The organism is Candidatus Avelusimicrobium aviculae (assembly GCF_949292495.1).
GTDB lineage: Bacteria > Elusimicrobiota > Elusimicrobia > Elusimicrobiales > Elusimicrobiaceae > Avelusimicrobium > Avelusimicrobium aviculae.
The window spans coordinates 18,971-30,596 of the sequence record NZ_CASEZB010000027.1; the positions used below are offsets into that span (position 1 = coordinate 18,971).

At 48.8% G+C, this 11,626-nt stretch carries 10 protein-coding genes; 6 read left to right on the forward strand and 4 right to left on the reverse strand.

Going from position 1 to position 11,626, the window contains the following annotated elements; translation table 11 throughout:
• Positions 1-30 precede the first annotated feature (30 nt).
• Positions 31-3,600 carry a pyruvate:ferredoxin (flavodoxin) oxidoreductase gene (gene nifJ, locus ACQY33_RS06460; RefSeq protein WP_428075083.1) on the reverse strand — a complete coding sequence of 1,190 codons (3,570 nt, stop codon included), beginning with the start codon at positions 3,598-3,600 and terminating at the stop codon, positions 31-33.
• 246 nt (positions 3,601-3,846) lie between these two features.
• Between nifJ and ACQY33_RS06465 the strand changes: the two genes are divergently transcribed.
• Both ACQY33_RS06465 and ACQY33_RS06470 read left to right on the forward strand, forming a co-directional pair.
• Positions 3,847-4,815: a DUF362 domain-containing protein gene (locus ACQY33_RS06465; RefSeq protein WP_428075085.1), complete on the forward strand. Its 969-nt coding sequence runs from the start codon at positions 3,847-3,849 to the stop codon at positions 4,813-4,815.
• Positions 4,816-4,877: 62 nt separating this feature from the next.
• A complete protein-coding gene (locus ACQY33_RS06470; protein WP_428075087.1) occupies positions 4,878-6,098 on the forward strand; it encodes a glycosyltransferase family 9 protein in 1,221 nt (406 codons plus the stop codon).
• Between the two features lie 90 nt (positions 6,099-6,188).
• On the opposite strand, the gene ACQY33_RS06475 is transcribed toward ACQY33_RS06470, so the two are convergent.
• Positions 6,189-6,731: a nitroreductase family protein gene (locus ACQY33_RS06475; RefSeq protein ID WP_428075089.1), complete on the reverse strand. Its 543-nt coding sequence runs from the start codon at positions 6,729-6,731 to the stop codon at positions 6,189-6,191.
• 89 nt (positions 6,732-6,820) lie between these two features.
• On the opposite strand from ACQY33_RS06475, the gene dapF reads away from it, so the two are divergent.
• The 4 genes from dapF to ACQY33_RS06495 all read left to right on the forward strand — a co-directional run bounded on the left by dapF (position 6,821) and on the right by ACQY33_RS06495 (position 9,916).
• On the forward strand, positions 6,821-7,654 hold the full coding sequence (gene dapF, locus ACQY33_RS06480) for a diaminopimelate epimerase (RefSeq protein WP_428075091.1): 834 nt from the start codon (positions 6,821-6,823) through the stop codon (positions 7,652-7,654).
• Positions 7,651-8,880 carry an LL-diaminopimelate aminotransferase gene (locus tag ACQY33_RS06485; RefSeq protein WP_428075093.1) on the forward strand — a complete coding sequence of 410 codons (1,230 nt, stop codon included), beginning with the start codon at positions 7,651-7,653 and terminating at the stop codon, positions 8,878-8,880. The genes dapF and ACQY33_RS06485 overlap by 4 nt, the downstream gene beginning before the upstream one ends.
• Positions 8,881-8,929: 49 nt before the next feature.
• Entirely contained in the window at positions 8,930-9,433 is a 504-nt protein-coding gene (locus ACQY33_RS06490; protein ID WP_428075095.1) for a type IV pilin protein, read from the forward strand.
• A 309-nt stretch (positions 9,434-9,742) separates the two neighbouring features.
• Positions 9,743-9,916, forward strand: a complete 174-nt coding sequence (locus ACQY33_RS06495; RefSeq protein WP_428075096.1) for a hypothetical protein — start codon at positions 9,743-9,745, stop codon at positions 9,914-9,916.
• Positions 9,917-10,058: 142 nt separating this feature from the next.
• Here ACQY33_RS06495 and ACQY33_RS06500 read toward each other — a convergent pair whose 3' ends face one another.
• Positions 10,059-10,688, reverse strand: coding sequence for a hypothetical protein (locus tag ACQY33_RS06500; protein ID WP_428075098.1), 630 nt, complete (start codon positions 10,686-10,688; stop codon positions 10,059-10,061).
• Positions 10,689-10,806: 118 nt separating this feature from the next.
• Positions 10,807-11,626, reverse strand: an 820-nt coding sequence (locus ACQY33_RS06505; protein ID WP_428075100.1) for a hypothetical protein, incomplete at its 5' end; no start/stop codon positions are given.

Consider the following 11,626-nt stretch of genomic DNA (forward strand, 5'->3'; position numbering starts at 1 on the left):
CCGGGGGGTTTAGACTTCTCTTACTTCAAACTATTTTTCTACCTTTTCCGCCGGAACCATAGCGGCCAGTTGTTTGTACAGGTCGCGTCTCCAGGCGTATTCGGACTCGGCGCGTTTAATTAACTGCTGCGCCAGTTCCGGGTTATCGCGCATTAAGCCTTTAAAGCGGTTTTCGCCGCTCATATAATCGGCCAACGGCAAGGTGGGGGCAGTCAGCGGGCTGTCCACATGTAAGGGGTTCTTGCCTTCGTAGCGGGCTTCCGGGTTGAAGCGGTATAGTATCCAGCGGCCGGCTTGTACGGCGCGTTTGGCTTCGCCCATACCTTTGGACATGTCAATCCCGTGCGCAATGCAGTGGGAGTAAGCAATTACCAAAGCCGGGCCATCGTAAGCATCCGCTTCCGCCAAGGCCTGGATGGTTTGGTTCATGTTGGCACCCATAGCTACCTGCGCTACATAGATGTTGCCGTAGGTCATGGCAATCATACCCAAATCTTTCTTAGGCATGGTTTTGCCGCCCGCGGCAAACAAGGCTTTGGCGCCTAAAGGCGTGGCTTTGGACATTTGACCACCGGTGTTGGAGTATACTTCCGTATCCAGTACCAAGATTTTGATGTTCTTGCCGCTGGCGAGTACGTGATCCAAACCGCCGTAGCCAATATCATAGGCCCAGCCGTCACCACCCAAGATCCAGACGGATTTCTTCACCAGGTAATCCGCCAAGCTCAAGAGGCGTTTGCATTCTTCGCAGCCTTTTTCGGCGCCTTTTTGCAGGACGGCTTTTAAATCCGCCACGTTTTTGCGCTGGGCTTCAATGCCCGCGTCGGTGGATTGGTCAGCGTTCAAAACGGCGTCAATCAAAGCGGCGTGTTCTTTTAAACCGCCTTCTTTGGCCGCGGTCAAAGCGGCTTTGGCATCGTGGTTGAGCTGGTCAAAAGCCAGGCGCATACCCAAGCCGAACTCCGCATTGTCTTCAAACAAGGAGTTGGACCACGCCGGCCCTTTGCCGTCCGGGCGTTTGCAGTAAGGGGTGGTGGGCAGATTTCCGCCGTAGATGGAGGAGCAGCCCGTGGCGTTGGCAACGGCCAAGCGGTCCCCAAACAGCTGGGTTAAAAGTTTCACGTAAGGGGTTTCACCGCAGCCCGCGCACGCGCCGGAGAATTCAAACAACGGCTGGCGGAACTGAGAGCCTTTTACGGATTCTTTTTTGGTTTTTACATCGGCTTGTTTTAAGCCCAAGAAGAAAGCGAAATTGTCGATTTCGTCTCCCCGTACGGAAAGCTGATGCACCATATTGAGGGCTTTCTTTTCCGGGTTTTCTTTGTTTTTAGCCGGGCAGTTAAATACGCAGGCGCCGCAGCCGGTGCAGTCTTCCACCGCTACTTGTACGGTGAATTTGAGCCCGGCGATATCGCCCTTGCCGTCGGCGGATTTAAAGGTTTTGGGAGCATTTTTCAAATCGGCCGCGTCATAGGCTTTAATGCGGATAGCCGCATGCGGGCACACCAGGGAGCAGAAACCGCACTGTATGCAGGTGTTCGGGTCCCACTGGGGCACCATAATGGCGATGTTGCGTTTTTCATACTGCGTGGTGGCGGTAGGATATACGCCGCCTTCCGGCATGGCGGAAGTGGGCAGCTCGTCCCCGCGGCCGGCAATCATTTCGCCCAAAACGTCTTTTACAAATGCCGGGGCGCTGGCCGGAACAGGAGCTTTGGTATGCAGGGTGGAGGTGACTTGCGCCGGGTATTTTACTTCATGCAATCCGGCTAAGGCCGCGTCTACCGCTACATAGTTTTTCTTTACCACTTCTTCGCCTTTTTTAGAATAGGTTTTCTTAATGGCTTCTTTAATGTCGGCGATGGCTTTTTCGGTGGGGATTACGCCCGCAATGCCGAAGAAGGCCGTCTGCATGATGGTGTTGGTGCGGCTGCCCATGCCGGTTTTGAGCGCAATTTCGGAAGCGTCAATGGTGTACACTTTCAGTTTGCGGTCAATGATGATTTTTTGTACTTCGGCCGTTAAGTGGTTCCAAAGTTCGTCGGCGCTGTACGGAGCGTTGATGAGCACCGTGGCGCCTTCTTTGGCTTTGCCCAGCACGTCGTATTTATCCAAGAAGTCAAACATATGCACGCCGATAAAATCAGCGGATTGGATTAAATACGGGGCGCGGATGTAGTTTTTGCCAAAGCGGATGTGGGACGTGGTCATGGAACCGGATTTTTTAGAGTCGTACACAAAGTAGCCTTGGGCAAAGAAACCGTTGGCGCTGATGATTTTCATGGTGTTTTTGTTGGCGCCTACGGTACCGTCGGACCCTAAACCGTAGAACAAAGCGGCAAAAATGTCAGAAGCGGCTTTGCTTTCCAATTTGGTTTCCGGCAGGGAGTTGTGGGTTAAATCGTCGTTAATGCCCACGGTGAAACCTTTTTTAGGTTCTTTGGCGGCCAAGTTGTCAAAAATGGCTTTTACGTGGGACGGGGTGAAGTCTTTAGAGCCAATACCATAGCGGCCGCCGATGATGAGCGGGGTAGCGGGGAATTTGGCTTTGGCTTCGTCCGTCAAGAAAGCGGCGCATACGTCCTGGAACAAAGGCTCGCCCAAGGAGCCGGGTTCTTTGGTGCGGTCCATAACGGCGATTTTCTTAACCGTGTTGGGAATGACGCGCACAAAATCCGCAATGCTGAAGGGGCGGAAAAGTTTAATTTTCAGTACGCCCACTTTTTGGCCTTTCATGGCTTCCACGGCGTTTTGGGCTACGTCCGCGCCGGAACCCATGATAACGATTAAGCGTTCAGCATCGGCGTCGCCTACGTATTGGAAGAGGTCATATTTGCGGCCGGTCATTTTTTCAAACTTGGCCATTTCTTCTTTTACAATGCCGGGTACGGCGTTGTAAAATTTGTTTACGGCTTCACGCGCCTGGAAGTACACGTCCGGGTTGGCGGCGGTGCCGCGCACGGTGGGGTGTTCCGGGTTTAAACCGCGGGATTTGTGTTCGGCTACCAGCTCGTCGTTAATCATTTCGTGCATTTGTTCTTTGGTGAGGGGTTCCACCATGTTCAGCTCATGGCTGGTGCGGAAACCGTCAAAGAAATGCAAGAAAGGCACGCGGGCGCGCAAGGTGGCCGCTTGGGAAATAAGCGCCATGTCCATGGCTTCCTGCGGATTGTCAGAGCAGAGCATGGCCCAGCCGGTTTGGCGTACGGCCATTACGTCGGAATGGTCACCAAAAATAGAAAGAGCGGTGGTAGCTACCGCGCGGGCGGACACGTGAAATACGGTCGGCGTGAGTTCCCCGGCAATTTTGTACATATTGGGAATCATCAACAGTAAACCCTGGGAAGCGGTGAAAGTGGTGGTTAAAGCGCCGGCGGTTAAAGAACCGTGCACCGCGCCGGAAGCGCCGCCTTCGGATTGAAGCTCGCTCACCATGGGAACGTTGCCCCAAATGTTGGTTTCACCTTTGGCGCTTTTCGCGTCGCAGATTTCACCCATCGTGGAAGAAGGGGTAATCGGGTAGATAGCGATTACTTCGTTGGTAGCATGGGCGACGTGGGATACTGCGCCGTTGCCGTCCATAGCAACTAGTTTTGCCATATTAGAGAAGTCTCCTTTTGCGTAAAATAAAACGGTAAAACCCCGCAAAAACAGATGCGGGAAACCGGGCTGAAACCCAGTCTATGTATATTGTATAACTTTACCCTTGTATTTGGCAAACTTTATTTACCGGCCGGTAAGAAAGAGTCTCCCCCTGTTTTCCCGGCCCAAAAAATGCTTGACTTTGGAGCTACTCCAAGCAGTACAATAAATAACATAGGCATTTTTATGATAAGGAGGAACTTTATGAATAAAGCAGTAATTTGTTTGGCGGGGTTAGGCTTGTTGGCAGCCGCCTGCACTGATTCCCAAACAAAAGAAGATGCCCCTGCCGCTGAGCAAACCAGCCAGCCGGCCGTGGTGTATTTTACCAAAGACATCAGCCCGGAGGGATTGGTTAAAATTTATGACAAAATTTCCCAAAACATACAGGGTAAAGTGGCCATTAAAGTGCACACCGGGGAGCCGCACGGTCCTAACATTATTCCGCCTTATATGGTAAAAGGGCTCCAGCAGCATATCCCCAACAGCAACTTGGTGGAAACCAACACCTTGTATGAAGGCGGCCGCCATACCACCGAGGCCCACCGCAAAACCATTGAAATCAACGGCTGGGATTTCTGCCCCGTGGATATTATGGACGAAGACGGCGCTGTAATGCTTCCCATTAAAGGGGGAAAGCATTTTAAAGAAATGTCCGTTGGTAAGAATTTGCTCAATTATGATTCTATGGTAGTGCTCACGCATTTTAAAGGGCATACCATGGGCGGTTTTGGCGGTTCGCTCAAAAACATTTCTATTGGCTGTGCGGACGGTAAAGTAGGAAAGGCCCTGCTGCACGGCAGCCAAGGCAGCGACTTATGGCGCGACAGCAAAGCTAAATTTATGGAGAACATGGTGGAAGGCGGCAAAGCCGTTACGGACCATTTTGGCAAAAACATTGTGTATATTAACGTACTGCGCAATATGTCCGTGGATTGTGATTGCGCCGGTACGTCCGCCGCGGAACCCAAAACGCGCAACATCGGCATTTTGGCGTCTACCGATTTGCTTGCCATAGACAAAGCCTCCGTAGACATGGTATACGCCCTGCCCGATGAGGAAAGCCATGATTTAAAAGAGCGCATAGAGTCCCGCGAGGGATTGCGCCAGCTTTCCTATATGAAAGAATTGGGCATGGGAAATGACGAATACGAATTGGTTACCATAGATTAATTTTCCCGCTTTTGGTTACGGCCCCCTTTTTGGTACACTATACCAAAGAGGGGGCTTTTTATATGACCGCAAAACATTCTTTCCGCCATTGGCTGTATAAGCACCGCCCGGTTTGCGTGGTTTATGAAGTACTGCGCTGGCTGGGGCACAAAATTTTCTTTTTTATTCCGTCCCGTACGCCCGTTTGGTACCGTTTTGACGCGCCTTGCGCGCCGGTTGATAAGGAAACGCTTCCCATTAATACAAACTGGTACCGCATTTCCCGCCCGCTCTACCGCCGGGAACATGTGTATTATAATTTTGACAACGCCCTCCATACTAACCCCCAGGTAAAAGGCCTGGCTCTCATTTTCTTTATGGGGATAGGGGACTATTTATACACCACCCCTATGCTGCAAGCCCTAAAACAAAAATATCCTAATTTACCTTTTTATGCGTATGTGGGGGGCGCGTTTGACCGCAATAACTCCCCGCTGGTAGGCAAGCTGTTGGAAAATAACCCGCATTTTGAAAAAGTGTTTTATTTCCAAGGCCAGCGCCACCCCTTGATATGGAAGAACTATGATTATTCCGCCGCTTTTAAAGATATTCCCGAAGGCTTTTTGACGGTTCCCGTTTATTATGATTACGGCGTACATATTTCCCACCGCGTAAAAAGTTTGTTTGAAACGTTCGGCCTGCCCGCCCCCAAAGGGGTTCCCTCCCCGGTGATGTATTTCCCGCAAACGCCTTCTCCTGCCGTGCAGGCTGCGTTTGATGAGGTATCCTCCCGCGCGCGGGAAAAGAAAGGCATTGTGTTTTTACAGTTGGACTCGCGCGGTTCCTCGTATACTTACCCGCATATGGGGGACCTAGCCCGCGGACTGATAGAAGAAGGATATTTTGTCATGAGCGTTACCAAAGGCGGCCCGCTGGAGAACCTGAGTTATTTTGAAGTAGACATTAAAAAATTGGCTATTAATGAAACCTGGCACCTGCTGGCCTTGTTAAAACAGCGTTTTACGGTGTATGTGATAGCGGTAAACTCTGTCTTTTGGGCGGCTTCCGCCGGGTTAAATCTGCCCAATTTGGGTTTACAGCATTGGGTGGACAAAAAAGTGCATAATTTGTGGTACCCTAATATAGAGGTGGTGACGGATTATTTTTACCCGCGCCTGCCCCAAGAAAAACAAATCATGGCCCCGCCGGAAAGCTACGCGCCGCATAACCGTAAAATTATTGACTACAAGCCGGACTGGGTCATTAAATGGTTTAAAGAAAAGTTTGAAAAAACAGCCCAATAAAAATCAGCCCCGTTTTGAAAAGCGGGGCTTTTTTATGCGGCGGGAAAATGGAATCATCTAACAATTCCCGGAAAGCGGGGAATTGTTGGATTATTTGTATTCGTTGTAAGAAACCATATTTTCCAGCGTTTCCCGCGGGCGCGGGTCCGGCGTTTCCGCAGGGTAGCCTACGGCAATTAAGTGTTCAATTTTTTTGCTTTTGGGCAGGTGGAAGAATTTTTCGGCCTTGTCGCTGTTCAGCCATCCTATCCAGCAGGTGCCTAGGCCTAAGTCATGCGCGCGAAGCACAAAATGCTCGCCGGAGATGCCTTGGTCCACCAAATAAAATTCCGTCCGGCGGAAAAAATTCCCAATACGGCTGGTAAAATTGCCTTTGTCCGATACTACGGCAACTAATACGGGGGCTTTTTCCGCCCATTTGCTCATGGCGTATACCCCGCTGAAGGCTTCTTTGCAAAAATCTTCTTTTACTTTTGGGTCGTCAATTACAATATAATGCCAAGGCTGGGAGTTACAGGCGGACGGCGCCAGCCGCGCCGCGTCCAAACAGGCGTTTATTTTTTCACGCTCTACCGGTTTTTCCTGATATTTACGTACGCTGCGGCGTTCTTGTATTACTTTTTCTAATTCCATAAAAAGGCTCCTGTATACATACATTAAAAATATATTATCAAAAATTCCGGCGTTTTTTATACAATAAACAGATATGGGAGAAAATGACTATGAAATTTACCAAATACAGCGGTTTAGGTAACGATTTTATTTTAGTGAACGGATTTAAAGAAAAAATACAAAATTCGTTTACCGCTGCCCAAAAACTGTGTGACCGGCATTTGGGCATTGGTGCGGACGGCTTGGTTTTGGTGTTGCCTTCTGAATCGGCCGATTTATGCATGAAAATTTTTAACAGTGACGGTTCCGAAGCGGAAATGTGCGGCAACGCTTCCCGCTGTGTTCCTCTGTTTGCCAGAAAAGAGGGGCTTACCGATAAAACTACTCTTACCCTGGAAACTTTGGCCGGCCCCATTAAAACGGAAATTAAAGATTCCCACTTGGGCTTGGTCAGCGTGGATATGGGGATACCCCGCCTGTTAAGAGGCCAAATCCCGATGACGGGAGACCCTACTGATACGGCGGTGGACGTACCTTTGGAAATCGGCGGCACGGTGCGTTACGGCACGGCCGTTTCCATGGGAAACCCGCATTTTGTAATGTTTGGGCCGGACGTGGAATATGCCCAGCTGCGCGAATTGGGGCCATTGGTGGAAAAGAACGCCGCTTTTCCCGCTAAAACCAATGTGGAGTTTGTAACTGTTATAGATAAAAAAACGCTGCGTATGCGCGTATGGGAGCGCGGCGCCGGCATTACGCGCGCCTGCGGCACGGGCGCTTGCGCCAGCGTGGTGGCCGCGGTAATTAACGGCAAGACCGAGCGCCGGGTGACCGTTAAGCTGGACGGGGGGGACTTGCTGATAGACTGGCCCGAACAGAAAAATATTTTTATGACAGGCCCGGCGGAAGAAATCTTTGAAGGAGAGTGGAAAAGCGAATTATGACACAGGTAAACGAAAACTATTTGAAACTTCCCGGGGGATATTTGTTTTCCCAGATTGCCAAAAAAAGGGAGGCTTTTAAACAAGCCAACCCAAAAGCCAATTTAATTAGTTTGGGCATCGGGGACGTGAGCCGCCCGCTGGTTCCGGCGGTGCTGGAAGCCATGCACAAAGCGGTGGACGAAATGGGCCAAACGGAAACTTTCCGCGGCTACGGCCCGGAACAGGGTTATGCTTTTTTGCGTGAAGATATTCTAAAACACGATTATTCAGCCCGCAATATTGATTTGGAAGCCGATGAAATTTTTGTGAGCGACGGCGCCAAAAGCGATGTGGCCAACATCCAGGAAATTTTCTCTTCTTCCTGCCGCATTGCCATACAAAACCCGGTTTATCCCGTTTATTTAGACACCAATGTCATGGCGGGGCGTACGGGTAATTTTGTGGAAGGGCTGTTTGAAGGGGTGGTATACCTGCCGTGTACGGCTGAAAATAATTTTGTGCCCGCTTTGCCCAAAGAACGGGTGGATTTGGTGTATTTGTGTTCCCCCAACAACCCAACGGGCACCGCTTTAACGGTTGAGGATTTAAAGAAATGGGTGGATTGGGCGAAGGAAAACCATTCCATTATTTTGTATGACTCCGCTTACGAGGCTTTCATCACCCAGCCGGGCATTGCACACAGTATTTATGAAATCCCCGGCGCGAAAGACGTGGCGATAGAGTTCCGCTCTTTTTCCAAAACGGCCGGCTTTACGGGTACGCGCTGTGCCTATACCGTGGTCCCCAAACAATTAAAGGGCCATACCGCCGGCGGAGAGGAAGTGGCTTTAAATAATTTATGGCTGCGCCGCCAAACCACTAAATTTAACGGGGTTCCTTATATTGTGCAGCGTGGGGCCCAGGCGATTTATACTCCGCAGGGGCAGCAGCAAATCCGCCAAAATATTGAACTGTATTTAAAGAACGCGCAAGTTATTTTGCAGGGCTTAAAAAAGGCGGGCTTACAAGCCTACGGCGGGGAAAACGCCCCTTATATTTGGTTAAAAACCCCTAAAGGGCTTGATTCTTGGGCGTTTTTTGATAAACTTTTAACACAGGCCCATATCATCGGTACGCCGGGGGTGGGGTTTGGTTCCTGCGGGGAAGGGTTTTTCCGCTTAACGGCCTTTAATACGCCCCAACTTACTCAAGAGGCGGCCGAACGTTTGGCTAAACTTCAATTTTAAAGCATATACTTATATTTGCTACAATGAGAGCAAATAAAAGGAGATGAGTATGAGATTATCCAAACAAGGTTTCACATTAATTGAACTCTTAACGGTTGTGCTGATTATTGGTATTTTAACCTCTATCGCATTGCCCAATTACTCGCGCAGCATAGAGCGTTCCCGCGCGGTGGAGGCTATGGCTGTTATTAAGTCTATTAATGACGCCACTTACGCCTATTACGCCGCACATTTGGAATGTCCTCCCTCGTTTAGCAAGTTAATTGTGGATATGCCCGGAGCGGGAAACACCAAAACGGTAGTAGGCAAAACCTTTACCTATAAATTAGGAGAGAATATCGGTACGGCCGCCACAAACCGTATATTTGGCACTTCTTGCGCCAGCGCTACGGCTATACGTAATGCCGGGGACTATAAATACCGCATTTGGAATCCGTATAGAACGGGTACGGGGGCCAAACGTTCGCTGGCCTGTAAAGGAGAAAATGAAAAAAGCATTGCTATTTGCGATTCTTTGGATTTGTTAGAAGGCACCCCGCCGGCAAACTTCTAAAAATCTTCTTATAAAACCCCTCCTTTTTATAAGGAGGGGTTTTTGTTTTGCCTTTTAACCCAAAAAACAAAAATAAATGTTTTCTTATGATAAGACTGATTGAAAAGAGATTCCGGGCTGAGTTAGCCGGTTGAGCCGTACTGTTGCCCAAACACGGCTTAACACAATGGCTGAGTGTATAGAGTGTAGATTATTTTATGACGGGGGTTTTATTTTTAAACAATATTTTTATATTATTTTATATAATATTTTTTTACTATTATAATATATATAATATAGTTTATTATATCTATGTAAAAGAGGCGGAATATGGAAACAGAGCAAGAACCGGACCGACAGGACAGCCTTACCGAGCGTTCCGTAGCGGCTGGCAGCGTAGGTGCTTTCTTTAAAAAAATAGAGTGGGATATTGTCTCATTTTTCCCTAATAGTCCTTGCGTCAAAAAACAGAAAAAACGCATCTCCCATAAAAATGACAATTAAAAAGCGGTTTAAAAACCGCTTTTTTATTGGAATAAATCAGTGCATAAAATAGAAGAAATTTTTTTGCCAGGCTGTTTTTATATATAAAAATCCTCCAGTGTGGCTGGAGGATTTTTTTGTATACCGTATGATAAAAATAGTCTTATAAAGACAGGGTGTTTTCTTTCTTCTCTATTTGCTTAGGGGCGGGGGGAAGCGTTTGGCCTTTAAAGGTGCGGGTACAGGTTATTTCGCTTCCTACAAAGAAACGCTGGTGTTTTTTGTACACGCAGGAAAGTTTTTGGCTGGCCGTTTCCCCACTTTCTTTATCTGGCGGAAAATAACATACAATGCGTGTACAGGTATAGGTTTTGCCGCATTCCGGAAACGAGGAAGAGGGGTAATTGGTAATAAACCAGGAAAAATCTAAATTATAATTTAATTGTTTTAAAAAAGATTCACAAGTTGGCTCTTTATTTAAGCACTGGGGTTCAGCGCTTACGTCTTCGGGTTGTAAGGTTTCGTCTAACAGTTCGTAACGCTCCGTGGGGATGGGGTCACCCTGTACGATAGACACGTCAAAACAGGTAAAACCGTCCGGCTGGTCTTTGGTGCAGGAAAAGGGTTGCATAATGTTGCCGCCGGGGCAGGAGTCCGTCACATCCAGCGGGTCTACCGATAAATATTGGGGGGCCCCGCGCTGGGTTTTAACTTTTCCCTGCGGCGTGCTTTCTGCCCATAAAACAGCCTGAAACAATAATAACCCGCTGACGGCATAAAGAAAGTTTTTCATAATACATATAGTTTAGTGTATTACAGAAAAAGTTGTCAATAAAAAACCAGCCGAAAACTAAGGTAAGAGAAAAAAGGACAAAAAAACCCCCCCTTGTTTCCAAGGGGGGGAATAAGAATTAGTTACAGGTCAATAGGAGCGTGTTGCCACAACATTCTACTGTTTGTTCATTATAAGTTGTTCCTGTCATGCCATAAGACATTACATAACATTGTGCGCCTTTGGTTGAACATGTGTCTCCAGCATTTACACCTGCGGCGCAGGGAGTATAATTCTTAATCAATAACCATATGTTAGAAGGAATTGACTCTGAAATAGTTGCACATTTGCCAGAACCGAAAGAAATATGGCCAGCCCCATCAGAGGTACAATTCATATGACCCGGGTAACACCAGGAACCGTAACAACCAGTATGTAACGTGGAAGCTTGCCACGAAAGGCCCGATGAAACTTGACACGTTCTGGAGGATTCCACGCATTTGCATTGGCTTTGGCTCCACGTGTAGTTAATCTGCCCCGTCTGCCCGCTGGGACACGGCTGCGGGCTGCAGGTTTGCGCCGTACAGGTAGGAGGAGTCGGCGTCGTGCCGCCGCTACCCGCCAATACCAAAATCTTTACGCTTTCCCCGCCCTTGTCCGGGTGTTTTACCGTTTTGCGGGTTTCCCATTGCAGCGTGCGGGCGCTTACCCCATCCGTGCTGGGAAGCGGCACCCAGTTGCCCGCCAAACGAAGCGGAGTAGTGGGCCTGTCTAGATTGCGGTAGGAATACGTCCCCACACCGGTAATGTTTAATTTCCCTTTTACCGTGGCGTATACGCTTTCCAAACGAAGCTGATTTGCGTTCGTGGTAATTTGGTTAATGCGGCTGGCCGGATCGTTATACCCGCTGGGGCCCACAAACCGGGCGGCGCCCCCGTTGAACTTAACGTTTAAGTTC

Coding starts and splice junctions, on each gene's coding strand:
- nifJ (WP_428075083.1), bottom strand. CDS start 3,600: ATGGCAAAACTAGTTGCTATGGACGGCAACGGCGCAGTATCCCACGTC.
- ACQY33_RS06470 (WP_428075087.1), top strand. CDS start 4,878: ATGACCGCAAAACATTCTTTCCGCCATTGGCTGTATAAGCACCGCCCG.
- ACQY33_RS06490 (WP_428075095.1), top strand. CDS start 8,930: ATGAGATTATCCAAACAAGGTTTCACATTAATTGAACTCTTAACGGTT.
- ACQY33_RS06485 (WP_428075093.1), top strand. CDS start 7,651: ATGACACAGGTAAACGAAAACTATTTGAAACTTCCCGGGGGATATTTG.
- ACQY33_RS06500 (WP_428075098.1), bottom strand. CDS start 10,688: ATGAAAAACTTTCTTTATGCCGTCAGCGGGTTATTATTGTTTCAGGCT.
- dapF (WP_428075091.1), top strand. CDS start 6,821: ATGAAATTTACCAAATACAGCGGTTTAGGTAACGATTTTATTTTAGTG.
- ACQY33_RS06465 (WP_428075085.1), top strand. CDS start 3,847: ATGAATAAAGCAGTAATTTGTTTGGCGGGGTTAGGCTTGTTGGCAGCC.
- ACQY33_RS06475 (WP_428075089.1), bottom strand. CDS start 6,731: ATGGAATTAGAAAAAGTAATACAAGAACGCCGCAGCGTACGTAAATAT.
- ACQY33_RS06495 (WP_428075096.1), top strand. CDS start 9,743: ATGGAAACAGAGCAAGAACCGGACCGACAGGACAGCCTTACCGAGCGT.